This is a genomic window from Sediminibacterium sp. KACHI17 (assembly GCF_040362915.1).
GTDB lineage: Bacteria > Bacteroidota > Bacteroidia > Chitinophagales > Chitinophagaceae > Sediminibacterium.
In genome coordinates this window covers 2136750-2159880 of the sequence record NZ_AP029612.1, presented here as the reverse complement: position 1 = coordinate 2159880, position 23131 = coordinate 2136750, and the positions used below count along the sequence as shown (strand labels likewise).

Annotated in this window: 15 protein-coding genes; 6 read left to right on the top strand and 9 right to left on the bottom strand. The window is 40.0% G+C overall.

What is annotated here, in order from left to right; all coding sequences use genetic code 11:
• Nucleotides 1–80: 80 nt before the first annotated feature.
• The 3 genes from ABXG83_RS09615 (at nucleotide 81) to ABXG83_RS09605 (ending at nucleotide 4002) form a co-directional block, all read left to right on the top strand.
• Nucleotides 81–2033, top strand: a complete 1953-nt coding sequence (locus tag ABXG83_RS09615; RefSeq protein ID WP_353548643.1) for a KUP/HAK/KT family potassium transporter — start codon at nucleotides 81–83, stop codon at nucleotides 2031–2033.
• Nucleotides 2030–3397 (top strand): porin, encoded by a 1368-nt coding sequence (locus tag ABXG83_RS09610; RefSeq protein WP_353548642.1) that lies wholly within the window; start codon nucleotides 2030–2032, stop codon nucleotides 3395–3397. The genes ABXG83_RS09615 and ABXG83_RS09610 overlap by 4 nt, the downstream gene beginning before the upstream one ends.
• A 170-nt stretch (nucleotides 3398–3567) precedes the next feature.
• Nucleotides 3568–4002, top strand: coding sequence for a hypothetical protein (locus tag ABXG83_RS09605; RefSeq protein ID WP_353548641.1), 435 nt, complete (start codon nucleotides 3568–3570; stop codon nucleotides 4000–4002).
• Between the two features lie 71 nt (nucleotides 4003–4073).
• Here the strand turns inward: ABXG83_RS09605 and ABXG83_RS09600 are convergent, their stop codons facing one another.
• The 3 genes from ABXG83_RS09600 to ABXG83_RS09590 form a co-directional block, all read right to left on the bottom strand.
• Entirely contained in the window at nucleotides 4074–4490 is a 417-nt protein-coding gene (locus ABXG83_RS09600; RefSeq protein WP_353548640.1) for a hypothetical protein, read from the bottom strand.
• Between the two features lie 213 nt (nucleotides 4491–4703).
• Nucleotides 4704–5555: an MBL fold metallo-hydrolase gene (locus tag ABXG83_RS09595; protein ID WP_353548639.1), complete on the bottom strand. Its 852-nt coding sequence runs from the start codon at nucleotides 5553–5555 to the stop codon at nucleotides 4704–4706.
• Nucleotides 5556–5624: 69 nt separating this feature from the next.
• Nucleotides 5625–6590, bottom strand: coding sequence for an alpha/beta fold hydrolase (locus tag ABXG83_RS09590; protein ID WP_353548638.1), 966 nt, complete (start codon nucleotides 6588–6590; stop codon nucleotides 5625–5627).
• A gap of 224 nt (nucleotides 6591–6814) precedes the next feature.
• Between ABXG83_RS09590 and corA the strand changes: the two genes are divergently transcribed.
• Entirely contained in the window at nucleotides 6815–7912 is a 1098-nt protein-coding gene (corA, locus tag ABXG83_RS09585; RefSeq protein WP_353548637.1) for a magnesium/cobalt transporter CorA, read from the top strand.
• Between the two features lie 81 nt (nucleotides 7913–7993).
• Here corA and ABXG83_RS09580 read toward each other — a convergent pair whose 3' ends face one another.
• A complete protein-coding gene (locus ABXG83_RS09580; protein ID WP_353548636.1) occupies nucleotides 7994–9391 on the bottom strand; it encodes an MATE family efflux transporter in 1398 nt (465 codons plus the stop codon).
• Between the two features lie 760 nt (nucleotides 9392–10151).
• On the opposite strand from ABXG83_RS09580, the gene ABXG83_RS09575 reads away from it, so the two are divergent.
• Together ABXG83_RS09575 and ABXG83_RS09570 are read left to right on the top strand one after the other, a co-directional pair.
• Entirely contained in the window at nucleotides 10152–15572 is a 5421-nt protein-coding gene (locus ABXG83_RS09575) for a gliding motility-associated C-terminal domain-containing protein (protein WP_353548635.1), read from the top strand.
• A gap of 84 nt (nucleotides 15573–15656) precedes the next feature.
• On the top strand, nucleotides 15657–16655 hold the full coding sequence (locus ABXG83_RS09570; protein WP_353548634.1) for a PorP/SprF family type IX secretion system membrane protein: 999 nt from the start codon (nucleotides 15657–15659) through the stop codon (nucleotides 16653–16655).
• 120 nt (nucleotides 16656–16775) lie between these two features.
• Here the strand turns inward: ABXG83_RS09570 and ABXG83_RS09565 are convergent, their stop codons facing one another.
• The 5 genes from ABXG83_RS09565 to ABXG83_RS09545 form a co-directional block, all read right to left on the bottom strand.
• Complete coding sequence (locus ABXG83_RS09565) at nucleotides 16776–17372, bottom strand: hypothetical protein (protein WP_353548633.1); 597 nt, start codon at nucleotides 17370–17372, stop codon at nucleotides 16776–16778.
• An 18-nt stretch (nucleotides 17373–17390) separates the two neighbouring features.
• Nucleotides 17391–18806 (bottom strand): S41 family peptidase, encoded by a 1416-nt coding sequence (locus ABXG83_RS09560; RefSeq protein ID WP_353548632.1) that lies wholly within the window; start codon nucleotides 18804–18806, stop codon nucleotides 17391–17393.
• 2 nt (nucleotides 18807–18808) lie between these two features.
• Entirely contained in the window at nucleotides 18809–19066 is a 258-nt protein-coding gene (locus tag ABXG83_RS09555) for a hypothetical protein (protein WP_353548631.1), read from the bottom strand.
• Between the two features lies 1 nt (nucleotide 19067).
• Entirely contained in the window at nucleotides 19068–19862 is a 795-nt protein-coding gene (locus ABXG83_RS09550) for a hypothetical protein (protein ID WP_353548630.1), read from the bottom strand.
• Between the two features lie 160 nt (nucleotides 19863–20022).
• Nucleotides 20023–23088, bottom strand: coding sequence for a two-component regulator propeller domain-containing protein (locus ABXG83_RS09545; RefSeq protein WP_353548629.1), 3066 nt, complete (start codon nucleotides 23086–23088; stop codon nucleotides 20023–20025).
• Between the last annotated feature and the right edge of the window lie 43 nt (nucleotides 23089–23131).

The window sequence follows — 23131 nt, the reverse complement described above, 5'->3', positions numbered from 1 at the left end:
TACTTTCTTTATAAAGCATCGTACATTCTTTATAACTAACTGATGCATCATACGACAATTTTGCTGAGCAAATCAGCAAGATGAAAAATTATTTTTCCCAGAAGCAAAACACAATCACTGCAGGCTCATTATTAGTAGCCCTTGGTATCATTTATGGGGATATTGGTACCAGCCCACTTTACGTTTTCAAAGCTATCATCGGTAACAGATCTATCGATGAAACACTTGTTTATGGCGGCATATCCTGTATATTTTGGACATTGGCTATTCAAACTACTTTGAAATATATCTGGCTGACGCTTAAAGCTGACAATGATGGTGAGGGCGGTATATTTTCTCTTTATGCACTTGTTAGACGTTATGGTAAATGGTTAGTGATTCCAACCATCATAGGAGCAACAACACTTTTGGCAGATGGAATTATTACTCCACCTATATCTGTAGCATCTGCAGTTGAAGGTTTAACAATGGTAGAGGGGCTTCAGGAACTTCCAACAGTTACAATTGTCATTATTATTTTGTCATTTCTATTTTTCTTTCAACGATTTGGTACGCAAAAAGTAGGGTTTGCTTTTGGGCCAATAATGGTTGTATGGTTTCTTATGTTATTTGTGTTAGGGTTGAATCAATTATTGAAGCATCCGCAAATACTGATGGCTTTAAATCCTGTATATGCATATGAATTACTGGTTCATTATCCTCATGGTTTTTGGTTATTAGGCGCAGTCTTTCTTGCTACCACAGGAGCTGAAGCCTTGTATTCAGATCTTGGTCATTGTGGCAAAAAGAATATTCGAATTACATGGGCTTTTGTTAAGATCTGTTTACTTATTAATTATATGGGTCAGGCTTCATGGGTGTTGACACAGGGGAATGATTTTTTGCAGGATAGAAATCCATTTTATCAAATCATGCCATCATGGTTTTTGATCTCAGGTGTTGTAATCGCAACTGCTGCAACTATTATAGCGTCTCAGGCACTTATTAGTGGAAGTTATACACTCATAAGCGAAGCAATGAATCTTAACTTCTGGCCTAGAGTGGCAGTTCGTCAGCCTTCAGAAACAAAGGGTCAAGTATATATACCAAGTGTAAATCTAATTCTTTGGTTAGGCTGTATTATGATGATTCTTTACTTCAGAACTTCCTCTCATATGGAAGCTGCCTATGGCTTCAGTATTACATTGGCTATGATGATGACAACTATTTTGTTATCCTTTTTTCTTCTTTATAAACTAAAATGGAATAAGTGGTTTGTAATCATTCTACTCTTGGTTTTTAGTACTGTTGAATTATCTTTTTTTGTAGCCAACATTGCTAAAATAAAGGAAAGATGGATGTTTTTGTTTTTCGAACTATTTATTTTTCTGGTGATGTATGTTTGGTTTTTTGCAAGAAAAATCAATAATAGATTTACTCGATTTGTTGATTTAGGTAAATATGCTTTATCTATCAAACAATTAGCTCAAGATGAAGGAATACAGAAATATGCAAGTCATCTTGTTTACCTGACTAAAGCAGATAGTAGAAATGAAGTAGAAGAAAAAATCATCAAATCTATTTTCGCGCCAAAACTTAAACGAGCAGAAGTTTATTGGCTGATTCACATAAATAGAACCGAACAACCTTACGGACTAAGCTATAGTATAAATGAACTCGTTGATCAGTGTTTATTTAAAATAGAAATTAATACTGGCTTTAGAGTTATGCCCAAGACTGAACTTTTCTTTAAAAAGATCTTGCAAGAAATGACTCATTCAGGGGAATTATATTTCAAAACGAACACCACCACTAATAATAGGTATCCTATCGAACCCGATATCCGATTTGTATTTATTGAAAAATTTTTATCGGTTGAAAATGAGTTTACTTTAAAGGATAGTTTGTTATTAAATGGATTTTTCTTCTTAAAAAATCTTGGACAAAGTGATGCAAAGGCATTTGGTATTGATAAAGGAAACATTGAAACTGAATTTTCTCCTTTAGTATATCATCCCGTTTCGTCAGAAATATTAATTCGAATTCAATCATGAAACATATAGTTATTATTTTGTCATTGCTTATTTCAATCAATGCAAACGGGCAAAAAGACAGTCTATCTCTGCGTAAAGATCAAAAAATCAAAGAACTGGATTTTAGTTGGGCAAATGGAAGTGACAGAAGAACTGAAGCATTATTTGGGGAACTAAAATATTTTTTGCCCAGTCTTTTGATGGATATTAATTATACGCATTCTTTCAATCAACCCAATGACAATACAGTAGTTGGCTCAACCGCACTAGCTAGAAACAATGAAGTGCAACTATCAGCATTACATTTCGGGGGAGATTTTTTCTATAAGAATGCACGAGCCAGGGTAATGACACAATTCGGAACAAGATCAGTAGTGGTTCCAAGAAATGACCTCAGCCCATATAGAGGGCAATATCAACTGGCAAATGTTTATCGCTATTTAAGTGAAGCGTATGCCGGTTATCATATCCCCAAATGGGAAGGAATAAATATTGATGCAGGCTTATTTATGTCGTACATCGGACTCAACTCTTTTTATCAAGCAGAAAATTGGGAATATCAGGCTTCGTTTACATCTGATAATACGCCTTGGTTTTTTAACGGACTCCGTATTCAGATCTTTCCAAGCAAGCATCTGAAGATTGAACCTTGGATTATTAATGGATGGCAGAGTTATGGCAGGTTCAATGCTATGCCCGGAATCGGAGGGAATATCACATGGACACCCAATAGCAATTTGAAATTATTGACTAATAATTATTACGGAACAGATGCTGCAGGAATACCTGATCGAAAACGTTTTCATAGCGATAATAGCTTATTGTATCGATACTATGATAACCCAACAAATAATGGTGTTTCAAGACTAGCTTTTTCAATTACAGGCGATATTGGTTTTGAAAAAGGAGGAGGGGTAAATGGATTTAATAATAAGGATTCTATCAAAGGACCTGCCCAGTATTTTGCCAGTGCAATGATTTATCATCGGATGTGGTTTGCTAAAAATAAGTTTGCATGGACCCTTGGAGGCGGTATCATGACCAATCCGGGTAGATACCTTGTCTTATATCCAACCGGAGAAGCGAGTCCGTTACCCAATCCACAAAACCCACAACAAACAGAAGGAAGATTTCCTTTTAGTGCTAATCCAGGCGATCAGTTTAAGGGATGGGATGTATCAACCAATCTTGACTATATGCCTAATCAAAGCATTACATTTCGACTTGAATGGGTACACCGAAACGCCAGTGTTCCTTATTTCGCAGGATCGGGTGGCGTAACTTCTTCCACCGGATATTCTACTACGCAAACTGATCCTCTATGGAGACCGGATCTGGTAAAGTCTGAAACTAGGGTAATTATGGCAATATTGTTTCGTTTATAAACAAAGAAATAAAAAGGGGATGCGGAAATACGAAACAAGAAAGTTTCAAGTAACCACTATTCAAGTTTACATAGCGCCGGACTTCAGTCCGGCGAAAAATTCGAAGCAATAGTTTGTTTCTTCATTTCATATTCATGATTCGATATTCTTTTGTTTTGCTAAATTGTATCATGCAAAAATCCATCCTCTCTTTTTTCGGGCTTCTTCTTTTTGTTTTATTGTCTTTACCGGTTCATGCACAAAACCTATCTGTACAAAAGGTGAAAGCCGCAGACATTACCTATGTACTGAATAATATCAGGTCAACGCATAAGACAGAAACGGCCAATTTCATCGTGAATGTATATGCCGTAGCTAATAAAAGTGGCAGTGCAAAGCAAAGCGGCTCTGATGAGGTAACAGATCATTTATATATTGCTATTTCATCGTTTGATGAAAATCCGCAACAGCTATTGTTTGTGATCAAAGATGTATATGGCCCATCAGCAATTAAAATGACCAAGCAATCAGAGCAAGTAATTGAACTCTCTTTTTTTTACAAGGAGAAAGGGATAAAGAAAAAGTTTATTGCTTCTGTACAACAAGATGGTGTTGTAAAAAAATAAAGAATGGAGAATATCCAATTGAAATATACCAACAGTTCAATATTGGATATTCACCATTCACTTTTTTGTTGTTAGTTGCCCACTTCTATCTTTACGGATGTAGCATATTTGAGTGCTGCCATTTTTAAACAAGAATCCATACCCAATGCTCTTACTGTAGCAGTATCACAACTGACTTTTTTTAAGTCTGCAGTAACCGTATAACTACCGGCCGCTGAAAAAGAGATCGTGTTTTTCTGGTTACTGGAATACTTCTCTGATAAAGTGGCTGAAGAAGCCGGTGTGACATTCCAAACAGCTACTAGATCTGCATCCGCATTTTTAACCTGAATTGTAACAGACTCACCTACTTTGGCAGTGGTTTTACTGGCTTCAATTTTTAGTGCAGTGGGATCATCTTTCTGCGTATCTGACTCATTTTTTTGACAAGAGATGACAGACAGAGAAGCAGCAGTCATAATGCATGCTGTAATGACAATTTTTTTCATAAACGATGGTTTCTTGCTTAGATACGTTTGCAGTCACATCTGTGGTACAACATTTTGCGTGTGACCGGTATATTCTACATATAACAAGTAACCGTGTATGAAAAGATAAATACTGTCTATGTAAAGATGATTTTTTTAGAACAAGTAGTGTTCAATCATGAGTTCTTGTGATCTCCGTTCTTGAATTCAACATGGAGGAAAGTTGTTCTTCGGTCAAATACTGCTCCAAGTTCCGTCATCGGGAATCCATACTTGTTTTTCCAATCGATTTTGTACAACCAGTTCACGGAAGTCTTTTCTTTTTTCCAGACAATGATTCACTGTTTCAAGATGTACTATACTAATCTTATTTTTAGTGTATCTACTTACTGCCAATACATCTTTTCCTGTCATTGTAATAGCATCTCCTTGTAAAAAACGGGCTCCGCCTCCATTCACGATGATATGATCAGGGTTCATCACTTCGATCACTTTTTTCACCTCATCACACCAAATCGTATCTCCTGCGATATATAGTGATTGCTTTTTGTGTGCGATCACATATCCTGATACCTGTCCCATTCTTTTCCCAATTTCTCCGGTGCCATGCTGTCCGCCGGTTCGGGTAATACCAATACCTTTCCACTCCATGTGCTCGCTCAATGGAATGATCTCTTTAAACCCTTGTTGTTTTAATCTTTCTGCGTCTCCAGGTTGACAAATGATCGGTATTTCTTTGTTGAGCAATTCTCTTGCTTTTACATCCCAATGATCTGCATGTAAATGCGTGAGTAAAATGGCATTGACAGTATTTAGTTTTTTCTTCAATTCCTCTTCACTAAAAGGCAGATCTACCATGGGTATCCTGAAACTATTCCCTGCATTTTGAATGGGATTCATGGTTTCTTTGGCACTGAGCATAGGATCTACCAGTATATTCAGTTTGTTCACTTCTATAAACAACGTTGCATGTCGCCACAATTGAAAACGAAAACAGTTCCTTCTTTTAGGTGCTGCATACAGCTTGTTAGTGGCCAATGCCATTAATGCCAGACTACTTTGCTTTAAAAAAACACTTCTTTTCATATGGCTTCAACTACAAATTGAGGAAACAAAATGTTCAGGCTGCAAGCTACAAGTTTCAGGCAATAGGGATCAGCTGTTTACAAATTGGATAGCTCTTCTTTCCGGATACGTTTCTTTTGTGCCCGCCAGCATAAACCCACAATGACCACCTGCTGCAGTGGTTTCAAGCAAAATATTTGGATTGCTTTCTGCCGCTTCATACCCCATGCATTCCGATGTTAAAAAAGGATCGTTCAACGCCTGTATTAATAAAACAGGAATTTGTATTTGCGGGAGCAGCGGTTTTACGCTGGCTCTTGTATAGAAATCGATCGCGTCTTGATAGCCATGTAAAGGAGCGGTATAGCGATTGTCAAATTCGATAAAGGTTTTCATTTTTTCATATCCCTCATAACTGATCTTATCTGGATAGCGGGTCGATTTTTCTCGGATCTTTTTTCCGAGCTTCTTCAAAAATCTTTTTACATAGATGCTATTGCCCGGTTGTGAAAGTGATTGCACACTGGAATAGAGATCGCAAGGCACAGAAATACCGATCACTTTTTTTACTGCTTCGGGAACCTGATCCGGATTTTCTCCTACAGCCCGTAAACTCAAACTACCGCCCATGCTAAATCCTACAAGTACAATTTCTTTATACCCATGTGTGTCAATGGCATGTTGTATCACAGCCCTTAGATCATTTGCATCGCCATGATGGTAAAAGCGTAACAGTCTGTTGGGTTCACCACTGCAACTTCTGCAATTCCATCCCAATGCGTCCCATCCGGCAGCAACAAATTTTTTCGCCATACCGGTTACATAATGCCTACCGGAATCACCTTCCAGCCCATGCGTGATGATGACCAACTTTTGATGAACAGTATTTTGCTGATGCCAGTCCAGGTCAATAAAATCTCCATCCGGTAATTCAAGTCTTTCCCGACGATCATATTCAAAAGATATTTTCCGAAACATACTCGGATAAATAGATTGTACATGTCCATTCCATTGCCAAAAGGGAGGACGATACGAAGCAGTGGAAATAAGTGGCATGAAAAATTTTGGTAAAAATAATGGGAAATAGGAGATGAGAAAGAAGGAACAAGGAACAAGAAACATGAAACAAGAAAGTTCCAAGTAAACAAAACACAAGTTTAGATAGCGTCGGACTTTAGTCCGGCAAGAGGTAGAAATAAGAAATTTAGGATGAATATAAGTCTCTCTCTTTTTCATTTCTTATTACTTATTTCTTGTTTCTTATTTCTTATTTTTAAGTCATGACCGGTGCCAAATACCTTAAATACTTAAACCCTTTATCACTGTTTGATACCAAGCGTACAAGGGATATTTTTCATGTGAATCCTACTGTTATTCCTGAGCGTATCGAAGCCAGTGAGATCAAGGTGAAAGTATATGATTATAATGCTTCATCATTTTCGGAGACACAATTAACTGATATCAAGGAATGTTTTGCCTATCGTGATAACGATCATATCTCCTGGATCAATGTAGATGGTATTCGCAAGGCAGATGTGGAAGCTATTTGTCATCATTTCGGCATACACTATCTGATCGTTGAAGATATCATGAGTGTGAGTCAGCGTCCTAAAATGGATGAGATGGACAATGTGCTGTTTTGTTTACTGAATATGTTGTATTTCAATGAACAAACCGGGGCTGTAGAAACAGAGCAGATCAGTATCATTTTAGGGAAAGGGTTTGTACTGTCTTTTCAGGAAGATGCAGGAAGAGATGTATTCAATCCGATTCGCGATAAGCTAAAACTCAATGGTAGCAAGCTTCGCGTGAGTGGTGCTGATTATCTCTGTTATGCTTTGTTGGATATGATCGTTGATAATTACTATTTAGTGATGGAGAAGCTGGGAGATCGTATCGAGTTATTGGAAGAAAAAATTATTCGCGGCAGTAATACGCGCACATTGGCTGTGATCAACAGTTTGCGGAAAGAGCTCATTGTATTGAAACGAAATGTGAGTCCGGTTCGTGAGCTCATCAATGGTTTTATCAGAAGTGAAAGTGATCTGTTGGAAGAAAGAACTACTAAATATTTTAAGGATGTATATGATCATATCCTGCAAGCAAATGACTTGGCAGAGAACTATCGTGATATGATGATGAACTTACAAGATCTTTATCTCAGTAATGTGAATTTGAAGACCAATGAAGTGATGAAGGTGATGGCCATCGTAACCTGTTTACTGGCACCGGCTACTGTTATTGGTGGCATCTTTGGTATGAACTTCGATCGTATTCCTTATATCCACCATCAATACGGCTTTTTCATCGCCGTAGGTCTCATGCTCATCGTTCCTGTTTGGATGTTGGTGGCGTTTAAGAGAAGAGGTTGGTTTTAGTATTATAGCTGCAAGTCACAAGCTACAAGCCGCAAGTATAAATTCCTTGCAGCTTGCAACTTGTAGCTTGCCGCTCATATCCTATACTTTCACCAACTTCCATTTCCCTCTTTTGAACAGTATCACGCTTGTAATGGTGATACAGGTTTCTGTGGTTACGATGGCGATGAAAACGCCGGTGGTTCCCATATTGAATACTTTGGACAATAGTAGGGCGAATGGAATTTGAAATACCCAGAACCAGAATAAGTTGATCCAGGTAGGTGTTCTGCTGTCACCAGCGCCATTGAAGGCATTGATCATGACCATTCCAACACCATAAAAAATGTATCCCAAGCTTACAATGCGTAATGCTGTGACGGCTGTTTTAGTAACGGCCGGATCATGAGAGATCAATCCCACAAAAAATTCAGCACCCACTACAAAGAGTACGGACACAAATGCCATGAATATTGCATTGTATCGAGCCGTTTTCCAAACAGATTGTTCTGCCCGATCAGGAAGTTGTGCGCCGAGATTTTGTCCGACCAATGTTGCAGCTGCATTACTCAATCCCCATGCCGGCATGATGAAGAAGATGAGCAATCGAATTGCGATGGTATAACCTGCAACTGCATCGCTACCAAAGCCGGAAACTATTCTGGCCATAGCGATCCAGCTGGCGGATCCGATGATGAATTGTAAGGTTCCTGTTGATGCGATATTGGCGATCGAAGAAAGGATCTCTTTATTCGGAATAAAATGTTTACGAACAATGCGTATGATATTTTTTCCATTGAATAAATGATAGAGCTGATACAATACACCAATACCTCTACCGGTAGTAGTGGCCATCGCCGCACCTGTTAAGCCAAACTGATCGATCAGTATCGGACATAGGATGATGTTACAAATATTGGCGAGCCATAAACTTTTCATGGCCATTGCTGCATCACCTGCGCCACGAAAGATACCATTGATAAGGAACAGTAACATGATCACCAGATTACCCACTAACATGATGCGGGTATAATCGGTACCCATTGCTACAACAGAAGCATCAGCACCCATGAGAGCCAGTACATCAGATGCATAAAAAATGCCGACGATACTGATGAGTATCGAAATAGCAAAGGATAATAATAATGCTTGAGCTCCTGCCTTGGCGGCGCCTTCGGGATTTTTTTCTCCGACCCTTCTGGCCACCATGGCTGTAGCCGCCATGCTTAAACCAATGGCAACGGAATAAATAAGGGTGAGACAAGATTCTGTGAGCCCTACAGTAGCAGCTGCGCCGGCACCGAGTTTGCTTACAAAGAAAATATCTACCACCGCAAATACTGACTCCATGCACATTTCAAGGATCATGGGTATGGCCAGCATGAAAACTGCTTTGCGGATGCTGCCTTGTGTAAAATCCTGATGTTCGCTATTGAGTGCTTCACGGAAATAGCTGAAAAAGCCCTTTTTGGGCGTATGATTAATGCTAGTATTCGTCATTACCTGATTGAATTATGTAAATGAAAGATGGTACGCTGATAGCGTACGTTTAAGGGTTTCGAAGAGAGTGGGTAGCAGTGTTCAATTCTGGTACCCTGCTTAGATGTTCATAAAACAGGTATTCGTGTGCGAATGTCTTTCGGTGATGATAGATATTTTGTAGACCGAAAGCATTGCAAAATTATTCTTTTCCTACATATATGCAAGACAAAAAAATAGATGAATGGTAAATCTGTGGTATAAATTCTTTCTGTATATTGAAACTGCTTAATAACCAACAAATACCCAAAGAGATTTGGTTCGCCTAAGACCAAACCCTGAGAAACAGCCCCGACGGTAACGTCGGGGTTTTTAATTTTTTCAATAGCAGCATACTAAACATAGGTTTTATACGTATATAATGCTGTTACCCAAGTATGAACTTTTAAAAGGATAAGCTGTTGAATATCATATTCCTATATCTTTATTACAAAGTTCAATATCCCCCAAGATGAACTGTTTGAGATTGATATGGTCCAATGTCTGCCTTAAGGTGAGCGGAGTGCTGCGTAGTTCAGCCTTAATTAAATTTATACTTCTAATATCATTTCTGAATCTTTTTTCTACAACATCCTCTTTTGCACAATTGACAGGAGGGACGATTACAGCCTCAAAATGTCAATTTTGGAATTTAAGAAGTATAGGAGAAGCCGCTAGCATAACGGGTCAGAATCTGGGAGAACCAATTTTTTACTATTGGGAAAGATCGCAGTCAAGTGATATGTCTGGTTTTGTTGATTTTTTAGGCGGTCAAGTTTTGAATAATAATACTACACAACTAAGAGGAACATGGTATTATAGGAGAAGAGTTGAAAATGATGGTAATATTGCTTATAGTAATATTGTTCAAATTGTAATGATGCCGACAGTTTCAATCACCGGTTCATTAACAGTTTGTGAAAATGCAACGAACCCAACATTAACCATTACGGCCGTAGGAGGAACTGCACCTTATTCGGTTACCTATTCTATCAATGGTGCTGCCCCTGTTACTGCTACTACTACAACGGGTTCGGGAACTATGACGGGTACGCTAACGCTTACTGTACCTACATCAACAGCGGGTGTGTTTACGTATAGTTTAACTTCTGTTGTAGATGCCAACTCTTTGTCTGAGAGTTGTACGAACACAAGCGTAACCAGTAGTGCAACAATTACTGTTACAGCGCTACCAACTGCAACTATTAACGCCAATACACTAACGGCGTGTTTGAGTGGAATATCTCCAGTTGTAACCATTACAGGGTCTGGAGGTACAGCACCTTATACCTTCGTTTATACGATCAATGGGGGTGCAAATCAAACTATCACGTCAACTGGGTCATCGGCTGATATCACAGTTCCTGTAAGTTCTTCTGGTAACTTTATCTATCAGTTAGTATCTGTTCAGGAGAGTAGTGCCACCGCTTGTATTAATGCGCAAACAGCTTCATTGACGATAGTCGTTAATCCTAAACCAATATTTGCAAGTATTGATCCTCTTGAGCCAACGATCTGTTATGGATCTTCTTTTTTTAATGTAACACTTACTTACTCAAATAGCCCTACAGAATATAAATTAGACTGGAGTCCCTTAGCTATTAGTCATGGCTTTACAAATGTTGGATATACTACAAATAATTTTTCTTCAGGTTCTCCACTTACTGTTGCTGTTCCAACAGCTACAGCTCAGATTACTACTTACTCAGGTACCTTAACAGTTCGAAATGCAGTAACAGGTTGTGAAAGTGATCCGGGAACAGCACAATTTAAAATCAATCCAGTTCCTATACTAGGAACGATAACGGGTGTTAGTCCTGTATGCGTTGGTTCAACCTTGAATTTATCTAATTCATTAGGGGGTGGAACTTGGACGATTGATAATGCAAATGCAACGATAGGATCATTGACTGGAGTATTAACTGGATCAGCAGCTGGAACATCTGTCGTTACCTATTCGGTTACGAATGTACAGGGTTGTTCAAGTCTAACAACAACAAGTGTAACGATCAATGCTTTGCCTGTACTAGGAACGATAACGGGTGTTAGTCCTGTGTGTGTAGGTTCAACCTTGAATTTATCTAATTCATTAGGGGGTGGAACTTGGACGATTGATAATGCAAATGCAACGATAGGATCATTGACTGGAGTATTAACTGGATCAGCAGCTGGAACATCTGTCATTACCTATTCGGTTACGAATGTACAGGGTTGTTCAAGTCTAACAACAACAAGTGTAACGATCAATGCTTTGCCTGTACTAGGAACGATAACGGGTGTTAGTCCTGTGTGTGTAGGTTCAACCTTGAATTTATCTAATTCATTAGGGGGTGGAACTTGGACGATTGATAATGCAAATGCAACGATAGGATCATTGACTGGAGTATTAACTGGATCAGCAGCTGGAACATCTGTCATTACCTATTCGGTTACGAATGTACAAGGTTGTTCAAGTCTAACAACAACAAGTGTAACGATCAATGCTTTGCCTGTAGCGGTGATTACAGCGAGTGGTTCATTAACATTTTGTGCTGGAAACTCTGTGGATCTAACTGCTGCGGGAGGCGTCGGTTACTTATGGAGTAATGGAACGAATGTAGCACTAACGAATATCACAACATCTGGAACATATAGTGTTACTGTTACGAATGCTGCGGGTTGTACGGCTGTTACATCAACAACTGTAACAGTAAATGCATTACCTGTGGCTGGGATTACAGCGAATGGATCATTGACATTTTGTGCTGGGAATTCTGTGGATTTAACTGCTACGGGAGGGGTCGGTTACTTATGGAGTAATGGAACGAATGTAGCACTAACGAATATCACAACATCTGGAATATATAGTGTTACTGTTACGAATGCGGCGGGTTGTACGGCAACTACATCCACGACAGTAACAGTGAATGCATTACCTATTGCTAATATCAATGCAAGTGGCCCACTAACTTTCTGTGCCGGTAATTCTGTAACGCTTACAGGCATAGGCGGAACAAGTTATGCATGGAGTAATGCAGCTACTACTGCATCAACTACAGTAAATAGTTCTGGTACTTATACGGTAACTGTGACAGATGGAAATGGATGTCAAAATACAGCATCAAGAATCGTTACAGTAAACGCATTGCCCGTTGCTAATATCAATGCAAGTGGACCATTAACTTTCTGTGCAGGAGGTTCTGTAAACCTCACAGCGAGTGGTGGTAACACATATGCATGGACTGGTGGTCCAAGTACTGCAGCGTATAATAATATCACCACATCCGGTACTTATAATGTTATTGTTACAAATGTGGCGGGTTGTACGGCAACTACATCCACAACAGTTACAGTAAATGCATTACCTGTTGCCAATATCAATGCAAGTGGCCCACTAACTTTCTGTGCAGGAGGTTCTGTAAACCTCACAGCGAGTGGTGGTAATACATATGCATGGACTGGTGGTCCAAGTACTGCAGCGTATAATAATATCACCACATCCGGTACTTACAGTGTTACTGTTACAAATGCGGCTGGTTGTACGGCAACTACATCCACTACAGTGACAGTGAATGCATTACCTATTGCTAATATCAATGCAAGTGGCCCACTAACTTTCTGTGCAGGAGGTTCTGTAAACCTCACAGCGAGTGGTGGTAACACATATGCATGGACTGGTGGTCCGAGCACTGCAGCGTATAATAATATCACCACATCCGGTACTTATAGTGTTACTGTTACAAATGTGGCGGGTTGTACGGCAACTACATCCACAACAGTTACAGTAAATGCATTACCTGTTGCTAATATCAATGCAAGTGGCCCACTAACTTTCTGTGCAGGAGGTTCTGTAAACCTCACAGCGACTGGTGGTAATACATATGCATGGACTGGTGGTCCGAGTACTGCAGCATATAATAATATCACCACATCCGGTACTTATAGTGTTACTGTTACAAATGTGGCGGGTTGTACGGCAACTACATCCACAACAGTTACAGTAAATGCATTACCTGTTGCCAATATCAATGCAAGTGGTCCACTAACTTTCTGTGCAGGAGGTTCTGTAAACCTCACAGCGAGTGGTGGTAATACATATGTATGGACTGGTGGTCCCAATACTGCGTCGTATAATAATATCACCACATCCGGTACTTATAGTGTTACCGTTACAAATGCGGCAGGTTGTACTGCAATCACATCAAGAACAGTAACTGTAAATCCATTACCTACAGCTACCATCAACGCCAGTGGTCCATTAACTTTCTGTGCTGGTAATTCCGTGAACCTCACAGCTACCAATGCAGTTAGCTATGTATGGAGCAGTGGCGCTACCACTAATGCGCTCTCAAACATTAGTAATTCAGGTACATTCAGTGTTACGATCACGGATGTAAACGGATGTTCCAATACCGCTGCACCCGTTACAGTCACAGTGCATGCACTACCTTCTTTGAATATTACCAACCCGGCATCTATCTGTTCTCCGGGTACGGTGAATCTTACGGATGCTGCTATCACCAATGGCAGTACTGCAGGACTGCAACTCTCTTACTGGACCAATGCAACTGCTACCACACCACTCTCAGCACCATCTTCTGTTGGTACAAGTGGTACATATTATATACGTGGTACCGAAACCGTTCATAACTGTTCTGTCATTCGTCCGGTTACTGTATCCGTTTTACCACAGGCTGCAATGGTGGTGAATACTCCAGCTGCGGTGTGTGCTCCTAATACAGTGGATATTACTGCTGCTGCTGTTACCAACGGCAGTGCTGCAGGTCTCACGTATACCTATTTTACAAATGCACTGGGTACTGTTGCACTAAATAATGCCAATGCGATTTCACAATCCGGCACTTACTATATCAAAGGAACACCCGCAACAGGTTGTAGTGCGGTAGTGCCTGTTCAAGTAACCATCAATCCACCACCGGTATTGGTTGTCAATAATCCTTCACCTGTATGTGCACCATCATTGATCGATCTTACACGCAATGAAATCACATCCGGTAGTGAAAATAATCTTCGCTTCAATTATTATATCGATGCGGCGTTGGCGGCTGAGATCGGAAATCCGGCACAGATCAATAATTCCGGTACCTACTACATTCGTGCAACCAGTAATGCAACCGGATGTCGCAGTAGTCTGCCCGTTACGGTTACAGTAAATCCGCTGCCTGCAGGACAACTGCAAATACCTGCGGTTAATTTTATTTGTGAAAACAGCACACTGACCTTATCTGCATCCGGTGCTAATAACTATCAGTGGTTGCGGAATGGACAGATCATTCCGGGTGCTGTAGCTGCTACTTATAATGCTGCAACTGCCGGAACTTATACGGTTCGTTTTACTTCAGCACAAGGGTGTAGCAGACAAGCATCAGAAAATATTGTATTAGAATTATTATCACAACCGGTGGTTGATTTTTCTGTTTCCAATGCATGTGTTGGCGTAACAGCTTCTTTTCAAAACAGATCACAAACAAATAATTCAGGAGGCATTAACTGGTTATGGGAGTTTGGTGATGGATCCAGCTCTAATCAATTCTCTACACAGTACGCATATCTTACGCCGGGTGTATATCAGGTGAAGCTTTCTGCCAGCAATCCGAATTGTTCTGTAAGTGCCAGTAAAACGATGGAATATATTGTGCGCAGTGCAGCCCCACCTGTTCGTTATCCGGATGTAGAAACACTGCGTGGTATAGGTGTTACTGTGAGTGCAAGAAGTAATATCGGCAATCAATATCGCTGGTCACCGATCACCGGTGTGAACCTGCCCGGTATAGCATCACCGGTCATCACCGTGAATGAAACCACTTTGTATACTGTTGCGATTACATCAGATATTGGTTGTGTTACAACAGATACGGTACTCGTGAAAATCATTCCGGGTACGGATATTTTTGTACCACAAGGGTTTACGCCCAATAATGACGGACAAAATGATCGACTGTTCCCGATACTGGTTGGTATGCGTCAGTTGAATTATTTCAAAGTATTCAATCGTTGGGGTAATATGATCTTCTCTACGAATACAGCAACTCCCGCTGAAGGATGGAATGGTGTGTACCTGGGCGTAGCACAGCCCACAGGTGCCTACACCTGGATCGCTGAAGCGACAGACCTGCAAGGCCGCGTAGTGAGAAGAACAGGAACGGTGATGTTGTTGAGGTAGCGAATGGCTGATAGCATATTGCTAATAGAATAAACGGTTCTTCTATTAGCAATGAACTATTAGCTATGCGCCAAAAAAAAGATAATGAGAAAATACCTACTAAGCATTTTACTATGTCTATCCTTCCATATTGTGGAAGGACAGGATCCTTATTTTTCTCAGTATTTCAGTTGTCCTTTGAGTTTTAATCCTGCGTTAACAGGATATATTGATGGGTCGCATAGATTGGCGGTGAATTTTAGAAACCAGTGGGCGAATATTTCAACACCTTATCAAACGGCGGCCGTTTCTTTTGATACGAGGATATTGCGCAAACAATTACCACAACGAGACCGATGGGGTCTGGGGGTTCATGCGATGTATGATGTAGCCGCCGGTGGTATTTATAAGAATAGTTATATCGCCCTTTCAACCGGGTTCAATAAGGGGTTGGATGAAGATGGGAATCAGTCGATCGGTATTGGTATACAAGCGGCGTTAGGGAGAAATGTAGTAGACTTTAATAAGATCAGTTTCGGTAATCAATTTACCAGTAGTGGTTTTGATCTTTCAGTGCCTAGTGGTGAAAGTATCAATAACCGTTCGGTTTCCTTTGCGTCTGTGAATGCCGGCATCTTATACAATTATGCTGATGAAGCAGGCAATGCCTTTAGTTTTGGGGCATCTGTCTTTCATCTTACCAGTCCGCGATTGAATTTCTTTACGGCACAAAACAGTCGGCTCTCTCGTCGCTATGTATTACATGGCAGTGCGCTGTTGAAGACAAATGAGCAGGATGAGCTTTTCTTTAGTGCCAACTTTATGCAACAAGCCAGGAATACACAGGCAGTTATTGGAGGCGCATATGGTTGGGGTGTGGGTAATAGCGGCTATCATTTATATACAGGTGCCTGGTTAAGGGCAGGAGATGCATTGTATCCTTATACCGGATTGAGAACGGAAAGTTTTCAGGTTGGGATCAGCTATGATATCACAAATTCTGATCTAAGTAAAAGCAATGGCTTTACAGGCAGCAGCGAAATTTCATTGATCTGGTTCTTTGATCAACGCAATAAAGGAAAGATTATTCCTTGTTTCTTTTAGTGAAAGATTGATGGGTCGCAGATTTTCATGGTCGTCATGATGAACGCGAATAATTTTTTTATTGTTAACCACTAAGCATTCCAATACTGTTAGGTAACAATCATGATAATCTGTGTTCCATTAACGACCTAATACAAATAAGCTAATATCATTACTGATTACTTCATGATGTTGCTGATAGCTTATCCATTTCTCAATAAAAGCTTTACCCATGATACGTTGAGGGGTGCTTAACAATATCAATGTTTGCTGATCAAGAAAATGCTGCAGCATTGTATTCAGCGCGTCAAAATCTGAAGGATTGTAGTTGATATCACTCAATAACAATACATCAGCACTTAGGTCTTTTGGTAGCTGTTGCCAGTTAATGATCTTTGTGCGTAGATGTTTGATATGATTGAGTTCAGCAGATGCTTGTATATACTGAAGAGGTTCAGGCAAAAAATCAGAGCAGCAGACTTCTGCCGCGAATGTTGCCGCCACTAGTGATGGTAATCCTAGTCCACCAGCCAGCTCTAATACTTTTTTGTCTTTTATATAATGAGGGTTCGCGGCGAGAAAACCGGCCAATGCTTCAGCCGCAGGCCAGCACTTACCCCAGAAGGGGAAATGTGTTAAACGATCTTCTTGCCAGTCTTTGCGTAGCTGATTTTGTTTTGGCGTTACCAATGTAACTGCAATTTCCCCGAACTTATATACTTGATGCTGTTGGTGCAATCGTTGAATCGCCGCTTTTTATTTTATCAGTTGCATGAGTTTTTCGATCACGGGATCTTTTTCTGATAAAAGTGCAGACGGCCGGAAAGGTATAAAAATAGTAGGCTGCACTCCCTTTGATTTTTTATCTGCGATGGCACCTTCATAAACTGCTAAAGAGCAATAGCCGTATAATTGGGTATTGGGTAAAGTAAAGCTGGCATTTTCTCCCGTAAGATCAATGCGCTCACCGGTGGGTTCACCAATAATAGTACCCATTCCAGAAGATTTTACAGACAAAGCGGTCATATGTGCTGATGAGTAAGTGACAGGCCCTGTGAGCAAATAAAACTGACCACGGAAAATATTTTCTTTTTTAATCGTAGTATCCAACCCTTTTGTTTCAAAACGCATGGTGTAATGATTCCCATGCTGTATTCCATTCTTGATGAAATTTTGCATCACCCGGTACATACCACTGTTCTCTTTAAAACGACGCATCATAGAACCATTGCGTAAGGTTTTACTATACACATCCATATACGGTTGTTGTGCGATATATGCCAACAGGTGATCACCGATAGAAGAGTTACCTCCTCCATTATTACGAATATCAAATGCCAGGTGCCGGATGTTTTCTTGTTGTAGTACTGCAAATGCAGAGTCGATGAATCGAATGGCTTCTGTGTAGTTATTATAGGATGAACAACTGATCACGGCAAGCTGCTGTTCTTTGAATAGTTGCAGATTCCATTTTTTTCTGGGGAATTGACGTTGAAAGAATCCATTCATCGTAATGCCTTCGGGATGGATAGTGGTGCTGCTTTGTTGGTAAGGATCCTGTAATACTATTTCATACTTATTCTCCCAACCATATAATGACCATAATAAAAATGGGAATAAACGCGATAATGATGCTTCTCTCATTCGATGATGATCTGCCGGAACTACGGGTAAAATACGTGCTACGATATCTTTTGTGGATATGCCATTGATCGACATTACCATCATGCCTCGATATAAAGAAGAGCTGTCTTTCCAGTTTTCAGTGATCCATAACGTATCATCATATAGTTTCACGCGATAAGGAAAAAGCTTTCCGTTTCTTGCGATCAGTTGCTCTACTTCTTCAAAATCGAAATCATAAGTGAGCGCAGTATGTCCATCATTGTACTGGGTAGTTGCCGGAGCTATCAATTCTATGAACTCCCATCGCTTCATAGGTCGATTGATCTTTTTTCTGATCTCTTTCCATCGTTGTTCTGTAGCTAAACTATCAGCATCTGCCCATAGTGCAGGGTGGTTATCAGTGATGATCTTATGCAAGCTATCATAGTCATTCAATAATTCCTGTACTGAAAAAACACGCAGGTGTGATGAATCTTGTGATGCTTTTGCATTTGTTGCAGTGATCATCAAGCACAAAGATGAGAATAGGGTGATCAGATATTTCATCATTATTGAATTAGATCATTGGGGATGGTTGTTGAGTGGACGGAAGAGCGGTTGCTCACTTTTTCCATAAACTTATATTCTTCATCCGGACTTTTAAATACTTCAATGGTTTCTGGTGAGGATTCGTTTTCAGTGGTATAATGTTTTTCTACCGTCTTCTGCAACATTAGTAATAACACCACCAATATACCCATTGTTACCACTGCAAAAAGGATCAATCGTAACAACTTTTTTTTAAAATGTGAATTTGATGATTGCATATTACCAATATGTATAAGAGAAAGTAATAGGAGTTACCGGATTGGGCATGTTTTCTACAAAGTGCTTTTTAGTGAGCACATATCCATCGCTGTCATAGGTATATTCAAAACGATCGACCCTGCCTGTAAGTCCCATTTTATCTACTGTGATGATTTTTGTAGGATTGTTTTTCATTAATACAAATCCAGGCAGAAAATAGTCGGTGCTTACCTCTTCCGGAACTGCGATTTTATTATCGTAGGCTTCATACAACTGTTTGTAATAAAACTCAAAAGGATCATTCAGGTCTTGGCGGGAATAATATTCTCTGCGTATCAGATTGCCTTGTGTATTGTAAAAGAGTAATGTTTTGGTTTCTGCCAGGTGATTTGATACGGGCACTTTGAACTGCTCAACTATTTCTGTGATTTGATTTTTTTCATTGATGGTCAGAAAACTGGTGGCAAAGAGACTGTTATGCTGGTTATAACTTTGAATGGTATGTGGCTTGCCATCTTTATAGTAGTAGAGACTATATCCATTCGCTGCCTGTAATTTTACCAGCCTTTTATTGTCATACTGAAAGCCAAGGTTGTACTGACTGATAGCACCATCTGTTCTACTGGTGAACTGTGCAGCATATTGTTGCAGGCTACCATCGGCATTAAAGGTATAGGTCCTGAAATCATTCGGAGAATTTCTGATTTCTTTGATCTTTTTTACAGCAACGGGCAAGTTAGGCTGAGGTGTTTCTATGGGTTTACTACAGGATATCACCGTTATGCCCGCTATAAGCGTCCACAATACATATTTCATATTCGTCTTGTTTTAAATGAACATCCAAAACTCACGAATAGTAGACCTTAGAACAACCGCATGATAGTGTGAACTGACCGGTGAAAATTTTGTTGAGTGGTGAATATGCTCATCCAATGGTAGGCAGGCATGCAACGTCACATATTTATGTGATATCGGGTTATTGAACAGGGATATTCAGTGTGATCTGTGTGCCTTCTCCGGGCTTTGATTGTATCTGTATGCGCCCTTTTAATGATGCGGCTCTTTTATACATGTTTCCGAGGCCATTGCCATCAGCTTTATCAATATCAAAACCAATTCCATCATCCTGAACGATCATGATCAGTCTTTGATGGTGTAATGCCAAATGAACCTGGGCCTTGGATGCATTTGAGTATTTAGCAATATTATTGATAGCTTCTTTGAATACGAGGAAGAAGTCGCGACGTGCCTGCATATCCATCTTTACTTCTTCAATGGAAGGATCTGTTCTAAAATCAAGGTCAATATCTTTTGCCTCCAATACACTGGTTGCGATTTCACGCATTCTGGCTGTTATTTTTTGCATGGAATCATTCATGGGTTTGATACTCCATACAATATCATCCATTGCTTCCATCATGCGCTGACTATTGTCACTGATCTTACCGAGGTATTCACTTACGCGAACGTTGTCTGTATTCAATTTACTTTTTGCCATGGTACTGAGAATATTGATGGTACTCAGTGTTGAACCCATGTCATCATGCAGATCCCTTGCTACGCTGTTACGCAGATTTTCAACCGCTAATATTTTATTGATGCGTAAGCGATGGATAAAATACAATAGTCCAAAAAAGGCCAAACTCAATAAGCTCAGGAACCACCATGTTTTCCAGAATGGCGGTTTGATATGAATCATGAGTGTTGTGATATTCTTTGATCTAACACCATCAATGTTTTCACAATACACGTTGAATACATATTTTCCCGGAGGAAGTAATGAATAGTTGACCAGCTTTTGACGGTCAGCTCTTTGCCAGTTATCATCAATGCCTTCCATTTTATAATAATAGATCAGCTTATCGCGATTGATATAACTCAGCGAAGAAAAATAAAGACTAAAAGAGTTCTGATCGTATTTCAGTTTTACCTGATTCTGTGCTGCAAGAGAGTCAATAGGAAGGTATTGATTGAACAGCTTAAAGTCTGTGATGCTAACATCCGGTGGTTGTTGATTGGTTTCAAACATCTCGGGCTGAAAGAACATCAGCGAGTTAGATCCCGCAAACATCACAAAACCTTCACTACACAGATAGTCGGCTGTTTTTACTTTCTCACTCATCACCATACCGTCTCTGCTAGAGTAGGTGGTGATATTGTTGTTATAAGGATTGTACCTGCATAAACCGTTATTGGTATTGATCCACAAGTATCCGGATCTGTCTATTCGTAAGCGCTGTATAGAGTTAGATGGTAGCCCTTGTTCGTAAGAAATTACTTTTACTTTTTTTGTTTGTTTATTGATCAGATTCAATGCGCCTGCTCCAAATGCAATGATACTGTCGTTCAGCTGATCAATATCGTTTCCGGTAGAGGAATACAAACCATTATCTGCTTTTGTATACTGTTGTAATATTTTTCCATTCTCACTATTGATAGCTACTATTCCGGTTCCTTGAACTGCAGCCCATAGCCATCCATCTTTGTCAAACATCAGTTTGGGGATGATGGCAGTTCCAAAATCTTTTACAACCGTAAATTTTTTATTGTCATACACAATGATCCTTCCTCTTTGTGTACTGAACCATAAACGTCCTTTTTTATCTTCTGTGATATATCGAACAGTTGCACTGGCGAATTCAGGTGGATTGTAATACGTGGTTTTATTGCTTACAGGATTATATCGCGTAAGGATACCGCCATTTGATCCGATCCAAACATCACCACTTGCTTTTTCCTGATGCATACACCAGGTAAGTGTTACAGCTGCTTGTGTTGCCTTTGGCCAAGAGGAGGGGGCTGATTTGAAAATATTATAGGGTTTCTTTTTAAAAGTTCGATCCAGTGTTACTACCCCTCTTCCCCAGCTGGTCAACCAATAATCGCCATTGTTCAACTCCAGGATATCAGTGAATTCGTGCACTCCATTTTTATCCATCACCATCATATTCTGCACGCCATTTCCATCAGTACCCGGAGAAGAAAAATACAAGCCTTCATTGGTAGCTACCCAAATACCACCCTCTCGGTCTTCCATTACCTGATGTACAACTTCATAATGGATATCAAAATTCCTAAGTGGATCACTCTTGTAAAAAATGAACTTGTTGGATCGTTTATTGAAGCTGAATAATTTATCCAGTCCAAACACCCACAGCCCGCTTTTCGGAAGCTCAGCCATATTTCTGTATTCCCCGTACTTGCCGGTGAATACCACCAGTCCGGCAGTATCTTTTAAATAACGTGTTCCCGTAGAATCCAGACAGTGGATGACTTCCCCGCCGCCTGCCCATACAGGCCAGTTATACAACCAATACCTTCCACTTTTATCAATGAATATATTGGCAATATTTTCTTGTACACGCCAATTCTTCAGTAGCGGAATATTTTTCGGATTGTATACGTGTGTGTAAGTTTCACCTGTTTTATAATCATAGGCGGCCAAACCTTTATCGCCAAACGTAAGCCACAGTAAACCATTGCGTGTATCTTCTGCGGATCGGATACCAAAACTCCAATTCTCCGGCGCACGAAAAGGGGCAGAAGAAGTAAATGCATCTGCAGTACTATCATATTTTAAAATGCCGGTAGGTTGAATGGAAAGATAGATACTACCCATTTTGTCTTTCCATAGTCTTGCATTGATTCTTGGCGGGATCTGTTTATTGGGTTTGATAGCAACTTTTCGATAAGTGAATTTAGCCGGATCAAATACCCCTACTTCCCTTAATTCAGGAAAATACAGCCATAAAGTTCCGTTCTTTCCCGGTACAATATAATCGAGTGTTGAGATCGGTAATGCATCACTTCCTTTTTTACCGGGCATAAAAAAGTTGACAAACTTGGTACCATCAAAACGTTGTAATCCATTCGAGCTTCCTACCCAGATAAATCCTTTCTCATCCTGATGTAAAGCATGCACATCATTACTGGCTAGTCCGTCATTGGTGCTAATTTGTGTAAACGTGTAGCCTATTTGTGCAGTGGTAGGAGCTACACAAAGAAAAGACAGCAGTATATAAAAGGATATACGAAGCAACACATTACAAATCTACTACCTGCTAAGGGTATAAAAAACAGCATAT